A 20325-nucleotide genomic window follows, 5' to 3' on the forward strand; every position below is an offset into this window, starting at 1 on the left:
CATGGCGCAAGCGAAGAAAATCGGAGTTGTCGGCGCCACCTTCCTGGTGGCCGGCAACATGATGGGCTCCGGCGTGTTCCTGCTGCCGTCCAGCCTGGCCAAGATCGGCACCGCCTCGATCTGGGGCTGGCTGGTCACCACCGCCGGCGCACTGCTGCTGGCCTTCGTGTTCGCCAAACTGGGCAAGCTGGCGCCCATGGCGGGCGGCCCCTATGCCTACGCACGCGACTGGTTCGGGCCGTACATGGGGTTCCAGACCAACACCATCTACTGGTTCGCCAACTGGATCGGCAACGTCGCCATCCCGATCGCGGCGGTGGGCTACTTCAGCTACTTCTTCCCGATCCTGTCGCAGCCGATACCGCGCTGCATCGCCGTGCTCGCGCTGGTGTGGGCGCTGAGTTTCGCCAACGTGATCGGCCCGGCCTTCGTCAGCCGCCTGCAGACGGTGACCACCAGCTTCGCGCTGGTACCGATCCTGGGCATTGCCATCTTCGGCTGGTTCTTCTTCGACCCGGCCATCTTCAAGGGCGCCTACAACGTCTCGGGCGACTCCAACTTCGGCGCCATCTCCAGCGCGGCCGCTCTGACGTTGTGGGCCTTCATCGGGGTCGAGTCGGCCTCGGTCACCGCCGGCGTGGTCGAAAACCCGGAGAAGAACGTGGCGCGGGCCACCCTGGCCGGGGTGTTCCTGGCTGCGGTGGCGTACATCGCCAGCTCGTCGGTGATCATGGGCATGGTGCCCAATGGCGAGCTGCAGGTCTCCGATGCACCGTTCGCGCTGGCGGCCGCCAATGCGGTGGGCGGCTGGGGCGGCGCGCTGGTGAGCCTGTGCGCCTTTGTCGGCGCCGCCGGCTCGCTCGGCGGCTGGATCCTGCTGACCGCGCAGAGCGCCAAGGCGGCCTCGGACGATGGCCTGTTCCCCAGCATCTTCAGCAAGACCAACAAGGATGACGTGCCGGTCAAGGGCGTAGTGATCGTGGCGGTGCTGATGACCCTGGCCGTCCTGCTCACCTCCACGTCGGAAACCGCCTCGGCGCAGTTCGACGTGATTACGTCGGCGGCGGTGGTATTGACCCTGCTGCCCTACATCTATTCCTGCGTGGCCTGCTACTTCGTGGTCGAACGCTCGCACACCCTGGTCCACACCGGCGCGTTCTGGTTCCTGACCAGCATCACCGTCGTGTACTGCCTGTGGGCGATCTTCGGCTCCTCCGGCAGCATCGTGCAGTACGCCTTCCTGTTCGTGCTGTTCATCACGGTGTTCTACCCGTTCTTCAGCGAGGAGCGGCGCCGCCAGCGCGGCCAGCTGTCGCCGCTGGACACCCCCGCCAGCACGAAGATTCCGTGACCTTCCCCCAGGAGAAATGCTGTGTATTTCAAGTCTCTGGATTACCCGATCATCGTCATCGACGACGACTACGAGTCCCCGCGCATCGGCGGCATCCTGATCCGCGCGCTGGTCGAGGAGCTGCGTGGCAACGATCAGCGCGTGCTGTGCGGGCTGACCCTGGCCGATGCCCAGGCCGGTGCGCGGACCTATGTGGCGGCCTCGGCGGTATTGATCTCGATTGATGGCACCGAAGACAAGCCCGGTGAGTTCCAGCGCCTGCTGGGGTTCCTGCGCGAGCAGAGCGCACGCCGCGGCGGGTTGCCCGTGTTCCTGTACGGCGAGCGCCGCACCATCGAGAAGGTGCCGAGCAAGCTGCTCAAGTACGTGCACGGCTACATCTTCCTGTTCGAGGACACCAAGAGCTTCATCTCGCGCCAGGTGATGCGCGCGGCCGAAGACTACATGCAGCAGTTGCTGCCGCCGTTCTTCAAGGCACTCATCCACCATACCGCCGAATCCAACTACTCCTGGCACACCCCCGGCCACGCCGGTGGGGTGGCCTTCACCAAGTCACCGGTGGGACGTGCGTTCCATCAGTTCTACGGTGAGAACACGTTGCGCAGCGATCTGTCGATTTCGGTGCCTGAGCTGGGCTCGCTGCTCGACCACAGCGGGCCGATCAAGGAGGCGGAAAACGAGGCTGCGCGCAACTTCGGCGCCGACCACACCTTCTTCGTCACCAATGGCACCTCCACCGCCAACAAGATCGTCTGGCATGGCACGGTGGGGCGGGGCGACGTGGTGTTCGTCGACCGCAACTGCCACAAGTCGCTGCTGCATTCGCTGATCATGACCGGCGGCGTACCGGTGTACTTCACCCCCAGCCGCAATGCGCACGGCATCATCGGGCCGATCAGCCTGGACCAGTTCACCCCCGAGGCGCTGCAGCAGGCCATCGCTGCCAACCCGCTGGCCACCAAAGCGTTCCGCGCCGGCTCCAGGCCACGGATCGCGGTGGTTACCAATTCCACCTATGACGGGCTGTGCTACAACGCCGAGAAGATCGCCGACGAGATCGGCAGCGCGGTGGACTTCCTGCATTTCGACGAGGCCTGGTACGCCTATGCGGCCTTCCATCCGTTCTATGAAAACCACTACGGCATGGCCAAGGGCAAGCCGCGCGGCCAGGACGCGATCATCTTCACCACCCATTCCACCCACAAGCTGCTGGCCGCGTTCTCGCAGGCCTCGATGATCCACGTGCGCAACGCGGCGACCCGCGAGCTGGATGCCGAACGCTTCAACGAAGCGTTCATGATGCATACCACCACCAGCCCGCATTACGGGGTGATTGCCGCCTGCGACGTGGCGTCCAAGATGATGGAGGGCGCGGCCGGTGAATCGCTGGTGCAGGAAATGCACGACGAGGCGATCGCCTTCCGTCGGGCCATGCTGCACGTACGCGAGGACCTGGGCCGCGACGACTGGTGGTTCAGCGTGTGGCAGCCGGACAAGCTGGAACGCTCGCTGGGCAAGGGCGATGCACCAACGCCGATGGTGGCAAAGCGCGAGGAATGGTACCTGCAGCCCGATGCGCATTGGCACGGGTTCGATGGCCTGGTCGAAGACTACGTGCTGATCGACCCGATCAAGGTCACCCTGCTGACCCCGGGCCTGTCCATCGACGGTGACCTGGGCGAGCTGGGCATTCCCGCCGCCGTGCTGAGCAGGTTCCTGTGGACGCGCGGCATCACGGTGGAGAAGACCAACCTGTACTCGGTGCTGTTCCTGTTCTCGATGGGCATCACCAAGGGCAAGTGGAGCACGCTGGTGACCGAGCTGATGGCCTTCAAGGAACTGTTCGACAACAACGCGCCGCTGACCCGCGCGCTGCCCGACCTGGCGGCGGACTACCCGCAGACTTACGCTGGCTGGGGGTTGCGCGACCTGTGCGAGGCCCTGCATGCCTTCAACCGCGAGTTTGCGGTAGCCCAGGTGATGCGTGCGATGTACGTGGACCTGCCCGAGCCCGTGATGACGCCGGCCGAGGCCTACGACCACCTGGTGCGTGGCCAGATCGAGCGCGTTGATATCGAAGCGATCAGTGGTCGTGTCGCCGGGACCATGCTGGTGCCTTACCCGCCGGGCATTCCGACCATCATGCCGGGCGAGCGCTTTGGCGCGCAGGATGAGCCGATCATCCAGTCGCTGCGCATTGCCCGCGAGCAGAACGCGCGCTTCCCGGGCTTCGAGTCGGACGTGCACGGGCTTATCATCGACCGTGACGGCGACGTGCCGAGCTACAAGGTGGAGGTGCTGAAGACCTGAGCGGCGGCCAGGATCTTCGGCAGGCGATGGATACAGCACGCGAGCAGCGGATCCTCAAATTCTCGATTGGCGTGACGGTGGCGGTCAGCGCCACCGGCTTCATCGGCGGCCTGCTGGTGGGATCGCAGGCGATCCTGTTCGACGGGGTATACAGCCTGGTCGATGTAGCCCTCACGCTGGTGGCGCTGGCCGTGCTGCGCCTGCTCGGGCGCGAGGGCAGCCCACGGTTCCAGTACGGCTATTGGCACCTGGAGCCGATGGTGGAAGCGCTGGGCGGGGCGATCCTGGCGTTGGCCTGCATCTATGCGTTGGCCAATTCGATCATCGGGCTCACCACCGGCGGGCACGTCATCCGCGCCGGGCCGGCGTTGATGTGGGCGACCCTGTTGTGCGTGAGCAACCTGGGCATGGCCGCGTTCGTGCGCGTGCATGCGGCGCGATTGCATTCGCCGCTGCTGTGGCTGGACGTACGCGCCTGGCTGCTCAGCGGCATGATGAGCCTGGCGGTGGTGCTGGCCTTTGCGCTGGCGCTGCTGCTGGAAGACGGCGACCACGCGCACTGGATTCCGTTCCTGGATCCGCTGGTGCTGGCGATCATCAGCCTGGCGGTGTTGCCGGTGCCGCTGCGCGGTGCGTGGAAAGCGATGCGCGAGGTGCTGCAGGTGGCGCCCGATACGCTGGACGCGCGCGTACAGGCGGTGATGACGCAGTTCGTGGCCGAGCACGGCTATCTCGGTTTCACCAGCCACGTGGCCAAGATGGGGCGGATGCGCTTCGTGGAGATCCATATCCTCACCCACCCGGACACGGTGATTGGCACCATCGGCAGCGTCGATGCGCTGCGCGATGACATCGCCGAACGGCTGGATGCCCGTGGCAGCGAGTTCTGGCTGACCATCGATTTCACCGCGGATCCTGCCTGGACCTGAAATATACGTACCGTATATGATGCGTATATTCCGTACCGAGGCATCCCATGGGCATCGTCAACATCGACGACGAACTGCACGACAACCTGCGCCGCGCCAGCGGCGTGTCCGGCCGCTCGATCAACGCCCAGGCCGGCTTCTGGATCAAGGTCGGCATGCTCTGCGAAATGAACCCCGGCATGAGCTACCAGGAGGTCGTCAACCGTGAACTGCGCGCGGCCGGGGTCGATCCCGGTGCCCTGCGGGTGGCGGTCGCGTGATCAAGACGCTCGAGGAACAGGCGCTGATGCGGGCATCGGGGCGGTTGTTGGCCTCGGTGTTCGAGGCACTGGACCGCTTGCCGCTGGAAGGCATGAGCACCCTGCAGGTGAACGACTGGGTGGAGCGGTTCATCGTCGATGAACTGCATGCGCGGCCGGCCAGCAAGGGCCAGTACGGGTTTGCCTATGTGCTCAACAGCTCGGTGGACAATGTGGTCTGCCATGGCGTGCCCTCGGCAGACGAGATCCTGCGCGGCGGCAGCATCGTCAACCTGGACATCACGCTGGAGAAGGATGGTTTCATCGCCGATTCCAGCAAGACCTACCTGATCGGCGAGGTCGATTTCCAGGCGAAGCGGCTGGTGCGGGTGACCCGCGAGGCCATGTGGAAAGGCATCTCGGTGGTGCGCCCGGGGGCGACGCTGGGCGATATCGGCTTCGCCATCCAGCAGCATGCCAAGGCGCACGGCTACAGCGTGGTGCGCGAGTTCTGCGGGCACGGCATCGGGCGCGAGATGCACGAAGACCCGCAGGTGCTGCATTACGGCAAGCGCGGTACCGGCGTGGAGCTGGAGCCGGGCATGACGTTCACCATCGAGCCGATGATCAACCAGGGCCGTGCGGCGATCGACATGAGCGAGGACGGCTGGACCGTGACCACCCGCGATGGGAAGTTGTCCGCGCAGGCGGAGCATACGGTGCTGGTGACGGAAACCGGGGTGGAAGTGCTGACCCTGCGCGAAGGCGAGCGCATCCCGACGGCGTAGCGCCACGCCCGGCGCTACGGTGTGTCCCGGGTGGAAACGAGCTTGAGGAACGCCTCGTTCTGGTAGCGGCTCATGCGCAGCTGCTGGCCGGTGTCCAGGGTAACGACGTGGTGGCCGTTGAACCACGGGTGGATCGCCTTGACCCGCCGGATGTTGACGATGGCCGATCGGTGCACGCGGGCAAAGTGGCGCGGGTCCAGCCGGGCGGCGAGGGCGGCCATGGTGCCACGGTGTTCGTGCATGCGGCCGGCGAGGTGGATCTCGGCGATGTTGCGTGCGGCCTTGATCCAGACGATCTCGTCCACGTCCACCAGCACCACGTGTTCGTCGACCCGTACCGGTATGCGCTGCAGGTAGGCCTCGCGCTGGCGCAGTGCGTCCAGTGCCTGCAGGATCTGCGTGGCCGTCTGCGCACTGGTGCCGGCGGCAGTTGAAAGGCGTTGCCGGGCGCGCTGCAGGGTAGCGGCAAAGCGTTCGCGGCTGAACGGCTTGACCAGGTAATCCACCGCATTGGCCTCGAAGGCCTTCACCGCGTACTGCTCGTAGGCGGTGACGAACACGGTGGCCGGCATGCGCTCGGCGCCGATGGTGGCCACCACGTCCAGGCCGGTGATCGCCGGCATCTGGATGTCCAGGAACACCAGGTCGGGCGAGTGCTCGCGGATGGCGTTCACTGCGGAGACGCCGTCGCCGCATTCGCCCAGCAGTTCGATCTCCGGGTCCTCGGCCAGCAGGCGCACGATCGCGCGGCGCGCCAGCGGCTCGTCGTCCACCACCAGCACCGACAGGGTCATGCCGGCGCCACTCCCGCCGTGAACTCCGGCGCTTCGTCTTCCACCTCCAGGGTACGGAAGGGCAGGCGTACACGGCAGGCCACGCCCTCGGGCCAGATGATGTCCAGCCGCACGTCGGCGGCATCGCCGTACAGCTCCTTCAGGCGCAGCCGGGTGTTGGACATGCCGATGCCATGGCCTGCGGGCGCGCCGGGCGTGGCGTCAAGCGTGCTGTTGCGGTTGCGCACTTCAATGCACAGCACCTCGCCGTCGCGGCGCGTTTCGATCTCGATCACGTCACTGCCCACGCGCTGCCCGATGCCGTGGCGCACCGCATTCTCCACCAACGGCTGCAGCAACAGGCTGGGCACGGCGCAGTCGAGGGTATCCGGGGCGATATAGGTGCGGGTGGTCAGCCGGTCCTTGAAGCGCACGCGCTGGATGCCCAGGTACAGCTCGATCAGGTCCAGTTCCTGGCGCAGGGGAATCTCCTGGCCGTCGTAGTCTTCCAGGAAGGCGCGCAGCAGTTCGCTCAGGCGCAGCAGCATGTCTTCGGCCGAGACCGTGTCTTCGTCCAGCAGGGTGATGATGGCGTGCAGCGTGTTGAACAGGAAATGTGGCTGCAGCTGGGATTTCAGCGCAAGCAGCCGCGATTGCGCCAGTTCGGTGGCCAGCCGGCTGGCTTCCATTTCGCGCCGCGCCTTTTCGGCCTGGAAGTGCAATGCCTGCTGCAGCGCGAACAGCGCCCAGTAGGTGAGCAGCCCGATGGCGAAATGCTGCGCCAGGAAGTACCCGAGCTGTTCGAAGAAGCCGCTGGGTTCGAACAGCGCGGAGGCCGCTGCGCCGATGAGCATTGCGCCGAAGGTCACCGCCAGGCTGGCCACGACCTGCCTGCCCAGGCCAAGCAGGCGGCGCTGGGGATCCAGCGGATAGCGCTCGGCCAGGCGGAACACCAGCGGTGCCAGTGCCGCCCACGTGTACCACTGGATCATCGCCCAGCGCAGGTGCACCAGGAACGGCCAGCTGTTGCCGTGCAGCCCATCGCTGAGCGAATGCTGCACGGCAAACACCAGCACCACGGCCGTCCACAGCAGCAGGTAGCGGGCGAGGCTGATCGATGTACTGCCAAGGCGAACCATCATGGCCGGTATCCAGGACGCCCGGCGCAGCGGGGCAGGGCCATCTTAGGCGTGCGGGCGGGCCCGGAGAAGCGCCATGGGGGCCCATTACGATTGGTCCTGCCGGGACGACGATTCGTCCCGGATCGGTGGCGTGCGCGGGGCGGCCAGCGGCCTGATGGCGGCGAACCCAACCGCCGGAGCTGCCGCGATGTTCCCGATCCGTCTTGCCTTCCTGACCAGCCTGCTTTTCGCCACGGCCACGCATGCCGCCGCCCCGCGTTACCTGACACTGCTCAACCGCGCCGATGACAGCATCACCACGCTGGAGGTGGCCACCGCCGGCGGCGACGCGTTCGAGCAGCGCCCGATCGACACCATCGACGGCGGTGGGGGCAGCACCACGGTGCGCCTGGGCGATGCCGGCTGCCGCTTCGACCTGCGCCTGCAGTTTCGTAACGGGCGCACGGCGATCTACCGCGACGTCAACGTATGCAAGGGCGATACGCTGGTGATCGCGCCGCTGCGGTGATGCATGCGTCCGGTTGCCCGCGCCTACCGATCCCGCTGCGGTGGCATCACCGGTACGTGGTCGGCCATCAGGGCCGCTACCCAGTCGACGAACACGCGCAGTTTGGCGCTGACGTGGCGGTTGGGGCGGAAGGCGATGTGCAGCGGCATCGGGTTGACCTGCCAGTCGGTGAGCACGCGTAGCAGTTCGCCGCGCCCGGCGTGTGCGGCGGCAACGTAATCGGGCAGCCAGAGCACGCCGAGCCCGGCTACTCCGGCCGCCAGATAGGCGTTGCCGTCGTCGACCGCCAGCTGATGCCGGCCGTGAACGGTCAGCGTTTCTTCGCCACGCCGCAGCGCGTAGGGCATGGCGCCTGCACGCCGCGAGCCCCGGTAACCGACGATGCGATGGGGTTCGGCTTCCAGTGCCTTGGGGTGGTCGGGCATGCCAACCGTGGCCAGGTACTGCGGCGCGGCGTACAGCCCGGCCTGCAGGTCGCCGATGTGCCGCGCGACCAGCGAGGGGTCGGTGAGCACGCCGCCGCGGATCACGCAGTCCACGTTCTCATCGATCAGGTCGACATTGCGGTCGCTGACGCCCAGGTCCAGCTGGATGTCCGGATAGCGGGCGTGGAAACCGGGCAGGGCAGGGACGAGCAGGAACCGCGCCAGCGGCGCGGGCACATCCACCCGCAGCCGGCCGCGCGGGCTGGCGGCAAAGCTGGAGAGGCTGGTTTCCGCGTCGTCCAGGTTGGCGAGCAGCCGCGAGACGTGCTCGTAGTACGCCGCGCCATCGTCGGTGACATTGACCTGGCGGGTGGTGCGGTTGAGCAGGCGCACCCGCAGCCGCGCTTCCAGCTGCTGCACCAGCTGGGTCACCGTGGTGCGGCTCATGTGCAGGGTCTGCGCGGCCCGGGTGAAGCTGCCTGTCTCCACGACGCGGGCAAAGGCCTGCATGGCATCGAAACGGTCCATCGGCACTCCTGCGGGCAATTGTTTGGATTCTACAAACAGTGATGGACAAGGTTGGTCGTTTATCGACCGGGCCGGGGCGCCTACCGTGGAGATATCCCATCACCCGGGGCAAAACCCCTCTGGAGTCTGCAATGGCAAGTCGCGACGTCGTGTTCCCCTCTGGCCGGCAGGATCTGTATGCCCGCTACCGCTATTCGCCGGCGGTGCGGTCCAACGGCTTCCTGTTTGTCTCCGGCCAGGTCGGCAGCCGCGAGGACGGTTCGCCCGAACCGGGCCTGGAAGCGCAGGTGCACAAGCTGTTCGAGAACCTCAACGCGGTGCTGGCGGCCGCCGGCTGCACGTTCGACGATGTGGTCGACGTGACCGTTTTCATGATCGACCCGGACCGGATCCTGGAGCGGGTCTGGGCGATCGTGCCCGAGTACTGGGGCCAGGCGCCGCACCCGACCCTGACCGCGGTCGGGGTCACCTGGCTCAGCGGGTTCGACGTGGAGTTCAAGGTGGTGGCCAAGTTGCCAGAGGCCCGCGCCTGAGGGTTCTCTTAACGGAATTGACACAAACATGAACAGGAGGCAGAGTGGCGCCGCCCAGATGGGCAAACCACCTTTTGGAAGGACCTGAATGAAGAAGTTCGTCACCCTGGCCGCCGCCATCGCGCTGGCCACCCTGTCGACCGATGCCATGGCCGGCCACGCATTCGTGCGCGCCGAGCTGGGCAGCAGCGATACCGAAGTGCGTTACGACGGTTTCCGTGGCAGCGAGTCGGACACCTCCGCCTCGGTCGGCGGCGGCTACTGGTTCACCCCGAACATCGGCGTCGAAGGCCATGTCGGTTCGCTGTACAACAAGGACCTGGGCTACGACCAGGAGCTGGACCTGGTCTCGATCGGTGCTGGCCTGGTGGTCAAGAAGAACTTCGGCGCCGACGATACCGGCTTCTTCATCGGCGCACGCGCCGGCATCGCGCGGCTGACCGCGCAGGTGCGCGAAGACACCTTCGACGTGGTGGATGACGAAAGCTCGACCAAGCCGTACTACGGCGTCAATGTCGGTTACGACTTCAACCGCCGCTGGGGGCTGAGCCTGAACTACGACCGCCGCCAAGGCGATTTCAGCGGCGTGGACGTCGACGTGGATACGATCAGCCTGGGTGGCGAGTTCCGCTTCTGATCCCACCGCTTGCGGTGACAGGACAACGGCAGGCCGGTGCAACGGCCTGCCGTTTTCTTTTGCGCGGGCAAGGGCATAGGATCAGCACGGACCCAGGGAGACTGCGATGGCAAAGGTGACCGGAATCGGTGGGGTGTTCTTCAAGAGCCGTGGCGACCGCGCGGCGCTGGCCGAGTGGTACCGGCAGCACCTGGGCATGACGCTGGAGGAGTTTGGTGGCGCGGTGCTGCGCTGGCCCGACGACAAGGCCAATGACGGCGGGTTGACCGTGTGGGCGCTGGCCGAGCCTGACAGCCAGTGGTTCAGTCCCAGCGATGCGCCTTTCATGATCAATTACCGGGTGGATGACCTGGAGGGGCTGCTGGCGAACCTGCGCGAGGCTGGCGTGACCATCGTCAGCGGGCCGGAGACGCATGAGAACGGTTCGTTCGCCTGGATACTGGATCCGGAGGGGAACAAGCTGGAGTTGTGGCAGCCGATGGCGTGGGACCCGGAGCGGCGGGCCGGTTGAGCGGCATCGGGGGCGCTTCTTCACACGACTCCGTCGCCCGGTTGTCGATAGTGGCCGCGTCACTCCGCTTCGTCGCAGAACTCCATGCCCCTGATTCCCGAGCGCGTCCGGCGCTGGCCCCGGCCATGGCGCGTGGCGTTGCTTACCTTGCTGGCGCTGTATGCGCTGTACCTTGTTGCCGGCAACGTGTTCCTCAACACGCCGTTGTTCGATGCGGTCACCAACCGCAAACCTGAAAAATTCAGGCTGCAGACCGGGCCGGCGCTGACGCTGCTGCCCGGGCACGCGGTTGTCTGGAACGTGCGCATCCGCGGCCAGGCCAACCATACCGTCTACATCTTCCGTGCCGACCGTGCGAGCGCGTGGATCTCGCTGGTGCACCTGTTCAAGCGCGAAGTCCGCATTCCAGGCATCAACGCCACCGGCGTGGAAGCGGACATCCAACGGGTGGAAAAGGCGATCCCGCCGCCGCCGCGTGGTGATCGCGGCTGGAACATCCGGCTGGATGCGATCCACAGCGACAGCATCCGCAGCGGCCGCTTCGGAAAGCTGCTGATTGCCGGGCAGGGCCATGGCACGGTGGGCTTCCAGAAGCAGGTCAAGGGCGGGCCGTCCGAACTGTTCGATTCCACTGCTGGCTTCGAGCAGGCCACGATCACCTACGACGGGGTCAAGCTGCTTGACGAGGCGCATCTGGCCGCGCGCTTCCATTACCCGCGCCACTACCGGGATGAAGCCCCGGGCCTGCGCAAGTTCGGCATCACCTTCGCGCAGCTGCAGGTGGATGGGCGCAGCCAGGCGATCAAGATCGACACGGCCGGGCCACACGTCAAGGTCGGCAGCGTACCGGCCGAGGCACGGCTCACGGCCGATGTGGTGATGGACCGCGGCCTGCTGCAACCCGGCAGCCGGGTGGTGTGGCGGGTGCCGGTGCATGCCGGCGTGCATGCACCGGATCGCGGCTTGTTGTCGCTGCAGCTGGACGTGGCCCAGGACATGCGCGTGCAGGCACGCCTGCCGCGCGACCCGGAAACCGGCAGCGAACTGCACGCGGACCTGCGCGTCACCGGCCGGAAGATTCCGTTCGAGGCGCCGGCCGAACTGTTGCCGCGGCTGTCCGGGCAGGTACGTGGCGCGTGGCGGTTCGAGTCGTTGAACTGGATTGCCGATCTGTTCGTGCGCAAGCCGTGGTTCAAGCTGGAAGGTGGCGGGCTGCTGCAGGGTGACCTGCGCATTGCCGATGGCCAGTTGGCGCCGGGCAGCACCCTGGAGGTGCCGCAGGTGGCCGCCATTGCCGAGGTGGCGGGCGTGCGCATGCAGGGCGATGCGCATGCGCTGGGACGCATCGTCAACGGTGCGCCGCCGCAGGCGGAATTGAAGGTCGATATTCCCACGTTCCGCGCGGCGCCGTCCGATGCGCCCAAGGCGGTGTTGTTCGATGGCAAGGCGCTGGCGTTGACCCTGCGCGGCGATGCACGGCTGCAGCAGCTGCGCGACGGCATGCGCGCGCAGCTGCGCTTCAACGACGCGCGCGTGCCTGACCTGAGCGCCTACAACCGCTACGTGGGCAACGACAACGTGCGTCTGCTCGGGGGGACCGCACTGCTGAGCGGCGACGTGACGCTGGATGCTGCCGGCCGGGTCGGGCAGGGGCGCGCGGACCTGCGCGGCACCGGTGCGCGCATGCAGGCCGCAGGCCTGTCGCTGCGTGGCGATGCCCAGGTCAAGGCAAGGCTGCAGCGTGCCGACTTCGACGCTGGCCAGTTCGACCTGGGCGGCACCACGCTCAGCCTGCGCAACGTGCAGGTGGACGGCGATGCCGCCAAGGGCGGCTGGTGGGGCGAGGTCGACCTGCGCAGCGGGCATATCCAGTCAGAGGCACCGTTCCAGGTGGACGCACGTGCCGACCTGCGTCTGCGTGATGCCGGTCCGCTGCTGGGCATCTATGCCGAGCGCAGCCAGTACCCGCGCTGGGTGCTGGGCCTGCTCGATTCGGGTGAAGTGCAGGCCAGCGGCCAGCTGCGCTGGCGCCGCGAGCACCTGGCGGTGGACGACCTGCAGGCCGAAAACGCGCGGCTGTCGCTGCGCGCCCGGCTGGACATGGAGCAGGCGCAGCGCCGTGGCGACCTGTACCTGCGCTGGGGCCTGCTCGGGGCCGGCATCGAACTGGACGGCGGCAAGCGCACCTGGCACCTGTCCGGGGCGCGCGACTGGTACGACAGCCGCCCCCGGGTGCTGCCCGAGGCCAAGCCGGCCCCGTAAGCCACGAAGTCTCAACGCCGCGCGGCACCAACGTCGCAGGCAGCCCGGGCCGGTAGAGCCACGCCCTGCGTGGCTGTCCCCGCCACCGCCCGTGCTGCGTCACCGGCGGGCACCTTTTCCGGCTCCGCCAGCGCCCGCGCCAACCCCGCATCGGCGATATGCCCTTGCAGGAACAACAATCCGCTGTAGATGTTCATGTGCGTCCTCCACTTGAGTAGGACTCACGATAGGGGCAGGATGGGCGACGCAAAAGCGATCCTTTCGCAAGTCTTTCTTGAACTGGATTCAAGTCGCCATGTCCCGTATCCCGCTCCAGCCGCTGCAGAATTTCGTTACCGCCGCACGCCTGGGCAACCTGACCCGCGCGGCCGATTCGCTGAACCTGACCGTCAGCGCGCTCAGCCACCAGATGCGGCAGCTGGAGGAGCGCCTGGGGTATGCGTTGCTGCAGCGCCAGGCACGCGGGGTGCGGGTGACGCCCGAAGGGCAGCGGTTGCTGGAACAGGTGGGCCCACACCTGGATGCGATCGCGCAGGCGCTGCAGCCGTTTGGCGCGCGCCACGACCGCGTGCTGTCGGTCAGTGCGTTGCCATCGATGGCCTCCAACTGGCTGGTGCCACGGCTGGGCTCGTTCGTGGCCTGCCACCCGGAGATTGAATTCAACCTGGAATCCAGCGAGCGGCTCACCGATTTCGAGCGGCAGCTGCAGTGTGATGCTGCGTTGCGGGTGGGTGCCGGGCAGTGGAGCGGCCTGCATGTGGAGCCGCTGTTCGATGAGTGGCTGATGCCGATGGCCAGCCCGTCACTGGTCGAGCGCATGGGCGGGCTGGGCGCGCTGCCGCTCTCGCAGTGGCCGCTGCTGGGGGACCCGGATGGCGAGTGGCAGCGCTGGTTCGCCTCGGTCGGCGAGGTTGCGCCGTCGCGCTATGTGGCCATGCTCAATGACTCCGAATCGCACCATCGTGCCGCGCTGGATGGCTTTGGGGTCGCGCTGGGGCGGGTGACGCGGGCGCGGTTGCTGCTGGATTCGGGGCAGTTGATTGCCTTGTCACCGCACCGGTTGAAGACGCGCTGGTCGCATTGGCTGGTATATCCGCCACGGTCGTCCACGCACCGGGGGTTCCTGGCGTTTCGGGAGTGGCTGCACACGCAGGCTGCGGAGCATGCGCGGCATATGGAGGCGTTGGTGGGGTAACGATCAACCCGCAGGGGTTGGCCAATAGTGGCTGTCGGGGGTGCTGCGCGCGCCGAAAATCGCCTGGCCTACGCGTACCACCGTGGCGCCTTCTTCGATGGCGATCTCGAAATCGCCGGACATGCCCATCGACAGTTCATCCAGGCTGACCCCCACCGGCAGGGTCGGACGCAGGCGCTCGCGCAGGTCGCGCAGGCGCACGAAACACGGGCGCACCTGTTCGGGATCGGCCGAGAACAGCGCCAGAGTCATCAAGCCGCGCACGCGCAGCTGGGGGAAGGCGGGCAGCTGCTGTACGAAGTCGGCCACCTCGATCGGGTCCAATCCGTACTTGCTGGCTTCGCCCGAGGTGTTGACCTGCACGAACACATCCAGCGTGCGGCCTTCCTGCGCCAGCCGCTGGTCCAGCGCCTGGGCCACGCGCAGGCTGTCCAGCGCCTGGAATTCGCTGGCGAAGCGGGCCACATCCCGCGCCTTGTTGGTCTGCAGGTGGCCGATCAGCGACCAGCGGATGCCCAGGTCGGCCATGGCTTCGGCCTTGCCCTTGGCTTCCTGCACCTTGTTTTCGCCCAGCGTATCGCAGCCGGCCTGCACCGCCAGTCGCAGCCGCGCTTCGTCCACGGTCTTGCTCACCGGCAGCAGCCGCACCGTGGCCGGATCGCGCCCGGCACGGGCGCAGGCAGCGGCAATGCGTGCGTGCACCGCGTCCAGGTTGCGGCGGAAATCTTCGACGGTGGCAGCCTGCGGCCAGGTGGGTGCGACGATGGACATGACGTGTTCCGGAACCGGCGAGGCACGAATTTTCGCACGGGCAAACGAAATGGGTCGGTAACATTTCGTGGCCCATCGGCGCCTGCGTGGGCCGGCCAACGGCCGGCGCTACCGGTATCCGAAGCCTGCGGTTGATCCCGATCTCAATGGGCCCGTAACGGTTCGTAGCCCCGGCCGTTGGCCGGACACCGCGCGTAGCGCGGCCCAAGCGTCCGGAGACGGTCCCGCAACGATGACGGCCGGTACGCCGGCGTTTACACCTTCCGAAGCCCACCGTCAGGCGTCGATCAGGGCGCGGCAGTGGTACCCGGACGGATGTAATGCGACTGCCCGTTGTCGTTGAGGAAGATCAGCTCCGGCTTGCCCTGCCAGGAGGTGAGCATGGCGCCGGTGCTGTTCTGGTGCTTGATCACCAGGGTGGCGCCACGATCCGGGTTCGCGGTGATCTTGAACACTTCGGTGGTGCCCTTGGCATCATCCAGCGTGAGCGAGGCCTCATCGCCGACATCGGCAGTGCCATAACTGCCCCGTTCGGACCCGTCGGCACCAAGCAGCACCACGCCCGACAGCGGCGAGGCGCGCGGGCCCTGCGACACGCCCTTGCTGAGCGGATCGGGCAGCGGCGCGCCCAGGATCACCCGCGCCTGGCCGCTGCCGTCCTGGATGACCAGCCCGCGGGCGGTGATCACCCGCTCGGCGGACTGGCTGCGGTGCAGCTGCACGGCGGTGTACCCCGAGACCAGCAGGGCAAGGCTGGACACTGCCAGTGTGGTGAGGGTGAGTACGCGCGACATGGCAGGTTCCGGATCCTTGGATGGCAGCGACGATAGCCGAAGCCGTGATGGCCGCACCAGTCGGAAAAGTCTGTATCTAGCGTCAGCGTGAAACCGGTCACAGCAATCAATGGAAGTCGCGGCTGTGGGTACGCACCCCCTCGATCAGCGCATCGAGGTTGTGCATGCGCTGCACGATCAGGTGCTGCACGCCATCCACCCGCTCCAGCCGGCCATCGATCTGCATCAGCTGCGCCTCCACCAGCACCCGGTGCTGGCGGTCGGCGGTCCTGCGCCAGACCACTGCGTTGACCATGCCGCTTTCGTCTTCCAGGGTGAGGAAGGTCACCCCGCTGGCGGTCTGCGGGCGCTGGCGCATGCGTACCAGGCCGGCGAAACGCACGCTGCGCCCGTGCGGCAGCTGCGCCAGTTCATCGGATCGCTGGCAACGCCGTGCGCGCAGCTCGTCGCGCAGGAACGACACCATGTGCTGGCCCAGGGTGGTGCCGGTGCTGTTGTAATCGGCCTGCATGTCCTCGAACGCACTCGGCGCCGGCAAGGCCACGGCCGCGTCGGCGGTGGCGCGGACGTTCTCGAACAGCGGCAACGGCTTTTCCACCCCCGAGACATCCCAGCGCGCGCGGTGGCGGTGCCCGCTCAGCCCCTTCAGCGCGCCGGCGTCGGCCAGCAGCCCCTGGTGGCGGCGGTCCAGCCGGGCCCGCTGGCTGAGGTCGGCCACGCTGTCGAAGGCATGTCGCGTACGTGCCTGCATCACTTCCTCGGCCACCGCTTCGCTGAAGCCATCGATCATGCGCAGGCCGAGCCGGATGCCGGGCAGGGCATCGGCCTGCGTGGCCGGCACCAGCGTGCAGTTCCAGTCGCTGTGGCGCACGTCCACCGGCAGCACCGGCACGCCGTGCCGGCGCGCATCCTGCAGGATCTGGTCGGGGGTGTAGAAGCCCAGCGGCTGGCTGTTGACCAGGCTGGCGGCAAACGCGGCGGGGTGGTGGCATTTGAGCCAGCAGCTGACGTAGGTGATCAGCGCGAAGCTGGCCGCGTGGCTTTCCGGGAAGCCATAGCTGCCGAAGCCCTTGATCTGCTCGAACAGGCGCTCGCCGTAGTCGCGGCTGTAGTTGTTCTTTGCCATGCCGGCCAGCAGCTTGTCGCGGTGCGGTTCCAGCCCGCCGTGGCGCTTCCAGGCGGCCATCGAACGGCGCAGCGCGTCGGCCTCGCCCGGGGTGAAGCCGGCGGCGGCCACTGCCAGCTGCATCACCTGTTCCTGGAACAGCGGCACGCCCAGGGTGCGCTTGAACACTTTCTCCAGTGCCGGCGGGTAGTCGACTTCTTCGATCCCTTCTTCCTTGAGCCGCTTGCGGCGGTTGAGGTAGGGATGGACCATGTCGCCCTGGATCGGGCCGGGCCGCACGATCGCCACTTCAATCACCAGGTCGTAGAAGCAGCGCGGCTGCATGCGCGGCAGCATCGCCATCTGCGCGCGCGATTCGATCTGGAACACGCCCAGCGTATCGGCGCGGCAGATCATGTCGTAGGTGGCGGTATCGCCGGCCGGGATGTCGGCCATGCCCATCGCCGGCTCGCCATGCGCGTGCAGCATGGCCAGGCATTTGCGCACGGCGGTGAGCATGCCCAGCGCCAGGCAGTCGACCTTCATCAGCCCGGTGGCATCCAGGTCGTCCTTGTCCCACTGGATCACGGTGCGGTCGGCCATGGCCGCGTTCTCCACCGGCACCAGGGTGGACAGCGGGTGCTCGGAAATCACGAAGCCGCCCGGGTGCTGGGACAGGTGGCGTGGGAAGTCCACCAGTTCGGCGGTGAGCGCCACCACCCGCTGCATCAACGGCGTGTCCGGGTCGAAGCCGCGTTCGCGCAGGGCCTCGGGCAGTGGCTCGTGGCTGCTCCAGCGGTCCAGGCAGGCGGCCAGTTCGTTGACTTGGTCCGGCGGCAGGCCGAGCACGCGGGCCACGTCGCGCACCGCGCTGCGGCCACGGTAGCTGATCGCCACGGCGGTGAGCGCGGCACGTTCGCGGCCGTAGCGGTTGAACACATACTGCAGCACTTCCTCGCGCCGTTCGTGTTCGAAATCGATGTCGATGTCCGGCGGTTCGTCGCGTTCTTCGGAAATGAAGCGCTCGAACAGCAGTTCCATGTGGCTGGGATCGATCTCGGTCACGCCCAGCACGAAGCACACCGACGAATTGGCCGCCGAGCCACGGCCCTGGCACAGGATCTGCTGGCTGCGGGCAAAGCGCACGATGTCGTGCACGGTGAGGAAGTACGACTCGTACTGCTTGAGGTGGATCAGCCGCAGCTCGTGTTCGATCTGCCCGCGCTGCGCCTCGCTGGCGCCGCCGGGCCAGCGCCAGCGCATGCCCTCTTCGACCAGGGTGCGCAGCCAGCTGGCCGGGTCGTGGCCGTCGGGCACCAGCTCGCGCGGGTAGGTGTACTGCAGCTGCGCCAGGTCGAACCGACAAAGCTCGGCCACGCGCAGGGTTTCCTCCAGCAGCTCGGGCGGGTACAGCGCGGCCAGCGCCTGGCGGGTGCGCAGGTGGCGTTCGCCATTGGGAAACAGGTGCCAGCCGGCATCGGCGATGGTGCAGTGCTGGCGGATCGCGGTGAGGGTGTCCTGCAGCGCACGGCGGCGGCGCACGTGCATGTGCACATCGCCGCTGGCCAACAGCGGCAGGTCGTGGGCGTAGCCGAATTCCAGCAGCGCTTCCAGCCGCGCCACGTCGTCGGCGTCGCGGTGCAGTTCCACCGCCAGCCACACGCGGTGCGCGAAGCGCGCATGCAGCCAGGCCGCCTCTTCGGCACTGGGCGAACGCGCCGGCCACAGGCACAGCAGGCTGTCGGGCAGGGCATCGAAGTCCTCGCGCAGGCAGCGGTATTCGCCCTTCGGCGCACGCCGGCGGCAGGTGGTGATCAGCTGGCACAGCCCGGCATAGGCGGCCTGGTCGGTGCACAGCAGCACCACCTTGGGCCCGTCCTCGATCTGGAATTCCGCGCCGGTGATCAGCGCCAGCGCGTGCTTCTTCGCCGCCTGCCAGGCGCGCACGATGCCGGCCAGCGAACATTCGTCGGTGATCGCCAGGGCCTGGTAGCCCTGTTCCTTCGCACGCGCGAACAGCTCCTCGGCAATGGAGGCGCCGCGCTGGAAACTGAAGGCCGACAGGCAATGCAGTTCGGCGTAGCCGGGCAGGGCGGTGCTCATGCGAACCAGCCGTGCAGCATGAACGGCCCATGCCGCGCGCCGGCGGCGGTGTAGGCCCAGGCGCGCTGGCCCAGCGCCGTTTCCACCACGTAGTAGTCGCGGCGCACATCGCCTTCGTCCCACCAGCCCGATTCAATCCGCTCCGGCCCGGAGAGGATGCGCAGGTCCGGGTCGTACAGTGGCTGCGGCGTGGCCAGCAGCCAGCCCGGGCGCAGCGGCAGGGTGGGGGGCGGCCCCTTGATGGCCTGTGCGGCGGTGCCGCTGGCGCGTTCGGGGCGGTGTTCGGCGCGCAGCCCCACGCCCTGCACGGCATCGTCGCCCAGCCGCGCGCGCAGGCGTTCGCGCAGCTGTTCCCACGGCATGGCCTGCTGCGGGCGCGGGTCGAACAGGTCGCGCGCGGCCGGCACGAACGGCGGCAGGTGTTCGGCCTGCAGGCGCAGCCCACGGCTGCCGGCGGGCAGGCGCAGGTGGTCGACGCGGTTGCGCGCCAGTTCGAACAGCATGGCCGCATCGCGTTCGGGAGCGAGCAACCCTACGGTGAGCCGGGTATCGGGGTGGCGCTCGTGTTCGAACCACAGGTCGAACTGCTGCGCGCCGCCATCGCGCGAACACAGGAAGGCGGCCAGGTCGGCGGTAAGGCGGCGCAACGGGAACAGCAGGGCCTGGGTGGATTCGATTTCATACTCGAACTCGATTCGCGCATCGAACCGGTCCGGCGGCCGGAAGTACTGCAGCGGTGCGCTGCCGATACCGCGCAGCGCATCCAGGTGGGCCAGCACCTGGGCCGGGAAACGCCGGGCCAGGCTTTCGCGGGGCAGCGCGAAGGCCGCGCCCAGCGTGCGCAGGCCGGAGCGCGCCAGTACCGTGACGGCCTCGGCCGGCAGGCCGCTGCGGTCGATCGGGATCTGCGCCAGTGCAGGTTCCAGCGCGGTCGCATCCACGCCCAAGCGGGCATGCACGCCGGTGAGTACCCAGGCGGCGTGCGGGTTGGGTGCCGCTACCAGCCGATGGCGGAAGCCGAGTTCCTTCAAGCCCTCGCGCAGGCGCTGTTCGATTGCCGGCCAGTCACCGAACAGGGCACGGCTGGCGCCGATTTCCAGCGCCAGCGCATGCGGGAAGGCCAGGCTCACCTGCGAGCTGATGCCGTACAGCCAGCTGGCCAGCAGCTGGCGGGTGCCCTGTTCGGCGCGCGGGTCGTAGTCCACCGTGAGCATGTCGCGGGTCAGCACCTGCGCGGCCGACAGCAGCATGCCGCGGCGCAGGCCAAGCTGGCGCGCCGCCGGGCTGACCGCATGCAGCACCCGCCGCTGGGCCGGGCCGGTGACCAGCACCAGCGGCGCGCGCGGATCGGGCTGCTGGCGCAGGGCCGCGTCCAGCGCCAATTGAGGCAGCAACAGGCAGGCCCACTGCATGGCGGCGCC

At 67.6% G+C, this 20325-nt stretch carries 19 protein-coding genes; 11 read left to right on the forward strand and 8 right to left on the reverse strand.

Going from position 1 to position 20325, the window contains the following annotated elements:
* The first annotated feature begins 1 nt into the window (after position 1).
* Genes adiC through map form a run of 5 tightly spaced genes read left to right on the forward strand, consistent with a single transcriptional unit; the run spans position 2 to position 5617 of the window.
* The gene (gene adiC / locus QE395_RS07860) at positions 2–1351 is read left to right on the forward strand and encodes an arginine/agmatine antiporter (RefSeq protein ID WP_306988353.1); all 1350 of its coding nucleotides are present in this window, start codon (positions 2–4) and stop codon (positions 1349–1351) included.
* 21 nt (positions 1352–1372) lie between these two features.
* The gene (locus tag QE395_RS07865; RefSeq protein ID WP_210130521.1) at positions 1373–3661 is read left to right on the forward strand and encodes an Orn/Lys/Arg decarboxylase N-terminal domain-containing protein; all 2289 of its coding nucleotides are present in this window, start codon (positions 1373–1375) and stop codon (positions 3659–3661) included.
* A 26-nt stretch (positions 3662–3687) separates the two neighbouring features.
* Positions 3688–4590 carry a cation transporter gene (locus QE395_RS07870; RefSeq protein ID WP_068852615.1) on the forward strand — a complete coding sequence of 301 codons (903 nt, stop codon included), beginning with the start codon at positions 3688–3690 and terminating at the stop codon, positions 4588–4590.
* Between the two features lie 47 nt (positions 4591–4637).
* Entirely contained in the window at positions 4638–4850 is a 213-nt protein-coding gene (locus QE395_RS07875) for a ParD-like family protein (RefSeq protein ID WP_210130520.1), read from the forward strand.
* Positions 4847–5617 carry a type I methionyl aminopeptidase gene (gene map, locus QE395_RS07880; protein ID WP_210130519.1) on the forward strand — a complete coding sequence of 257 codons (771 nt, stop codon included), beginning with the start codon at positions 4847–4849 and terminating at the stop codon, positions 5615–5617. Before QE395_RS07875 ends, map begins: the two co-directional genes overlap by 4 nt.
* Positions 5618–5631: 14 nt before the next feature.
* Here the strand turns inward: map and QE395_RS07885 are convergent, their stop codons facing one another.
* Positions 5632–6411, reverse strand: a complete 780-nt coding sequence (locus QE395_RS07885) for a response regulator (protein WP_184126899.1) — start codon at positions 6409–6411, stop codon at positions 5632–5634.
* Positions 6408–7532 (reverse strand): histidine kinase, encoded by a 1125-nt coding sequence (locus tag QE395_RS07890; RefSeq protein ID WP_210130518.1) that lies wholly within the window; start codon positions 7530–7532, stop codon positions 6408–6410. Before QE395_RS07890 ends, QE395_RS07885 begins: the two co-directional genes overlap by 4 nt.
* Positions 7533–7605: 73 nt before the next feature.
* Between QE395_RS07890 and QE395_RS07895 the strand changes: the two genes are divergently transcribed.
* Complete coding sequence (locus tag QE395_RS07895) at positions 7606–8040, forward strand: hypothetical protein (RefSeq protein ID WP_210130517.1); 435 nt, start codon at positions 7606–7608, stop codon at positions 8038–8040.
* A 23-nt stretch (positions 8041–8063) separates the two neighbouring features.
* On the opposite strand, the gene QE395_RS07900 is transcribed toward QE395_RS07895, so the two are convergent.
* On the reverse strand, positions 8064–9011 hold the full coding sequence (locus tag QE395_RS07900) for a LysR family transcriptional regulator (protein ID WP_306988359.1): 948 nt from the start codon (positions 9009–9011) through the stop codon (positions 8064–8066).
* Positions 9012–9124: 113 nt separating this feature from the next.
* On the opposite strand from QE395_RS07900, the gene QE395_RS07905 reads away from it, so the two are divergent.
* The 4 genes from QE395_RS07905 (at position 9125) to QE395_RS07920 (ending at position 12936) form a co-directional block, all read left to right on the forward strand.
* Entirely contained in the window at positions 9125–9526 is a 402-nt protein-coding gene (locus QE395_RS07905; protein ID WP_068852594.1) for a RidA family protein, read from the forward strand.
* Between the two features lie 88 nt (positions 9527–9614).
* Positions 9615–10163: an outer membrane beta-barrel protein gene (locus QE395_RS07910; protein ID WP_095362665.1), complete on the forward strand. Its 549-nt coding sequence runs from the start codon at positions 9615–9617 to the stop codon at positions 10161–10163.
* 106 nt (positions 10164–10269) lie between these two features.
* Positions 10270–10674, forward strand: a complete 405-nt coding sequence (locus QE395_RS07915) for a VOC family protein (protein ID WP_068852588.1) — start codon at positions 10270–10272, stop codon at positions 10672–10674.
* A gap of 84 nt (positions 10675–10758) precedes the next feature.
* Positions 10759–12936, forward strand: a complete 2178-nt coding sequence (locus QE395_RS07920; RefSeq protein ID WP_306988364.1) for a hypothetical protein — start codon at positions 10759–10761, stop codon at positions 12934–12936.
* Between the two features lie 11 nt (positions 12937–12947).
* Here the strand turns inward: QE395_RS07920 and QE395_RS07925 are convergent, their stop codons facing one another.
* Entirely contained in the window at positions 12948–13133 is a 186-nt protein-coding gene (locus QE395_RS07925; protein ID WP_306988366.1) for a hypothetical protein, read from the reverse strand.
* Positions 13134–13231: 98 nt separating this feature from the next.
* Here QE395_RS07925 and QE395_RS07930 point away from each other — a divergent pair, with 98 nt between their 5' ends.
* The gene (locus QE395_RS07930) at positions 13232–14131 is read left to right on the forward strand and encodes a LysR substrate-binding domain-containing protein (RefSeq protein ID WP_095362662.1); all 900 of its coding nucleotides are present in this window, start codon (positions 13232–13234) and stop codon (positions 14129–14131) included.
* Between the two features lie 3 nt (positions 14132–14134).
* Here QE395_RS07930 and QE395_RS07935 read toward each other — a convergent pair whose 3' ends face one another.
* The 4 genes from QE395_RS07935 to QE395_RS07950 form a co-directional block, all read right to left on the reverse strand.
* On the reverse strand, positions 14135–14902 hold the full coding sequence (locus QE395_RS07935) for a YggS family pyridoxal phosphate-dependent enzyme (RefSeq protein WP_306988370.1): 768 nt from the start codon (positions 14900–14902) through the stop codon (positions 14135–14137).
* Positions 14903–15189: 287 nt separating this feature from the next.
* Positions 15190–15696, reverse strand: coding sequence for a hypothetical protein (locus QE395_RS07940; RefSeq protein ID WP_093535896.1), 507 nt, complete (start codon positions 15694–15696; stop codon positions 15190–15192).
* Positions 15697–15802: 106 nt separating this feature from the next.
* Complete coding sequence (locus tag QE395_RS07945; RefSeq protein WP_095362660.1) at positions 15803–18904, reverse strand: error-prone DNA polymerase; 3102 nt, start codon at positions 18902–18904, stop codon at positions 15803–15805.
* Positions 18901–20316 (reverse strand): DNA polymerase Y family protein, encoded by a 1416-nt coding sequence (locus QE395_RS07950; RefSeq protein WP_095362659.1) that lies wholly within the window; start codon positions 20314–20316, stop codon positions 18901–18903. Before QE395_RS07950 ends, QE395_RS07945 begins: the two co-directional genes overlap by 4 nt.
* Positions 20317–20325 lie beyond the last annotated feature (9 nt).

The sequence above is a fragment of the Stenotrophomonas sp. SORGH_AS_0282 genome, from assembly GCF_030818125.1.
Taxonomy (GTDB): Bacteria; Pseudomonadota; Gammaproteobacteria; order Xanthomonadales; family Xanthomonadaceae; genus Stenotrophomonas; species Stenotrophomonas rhizophila_A.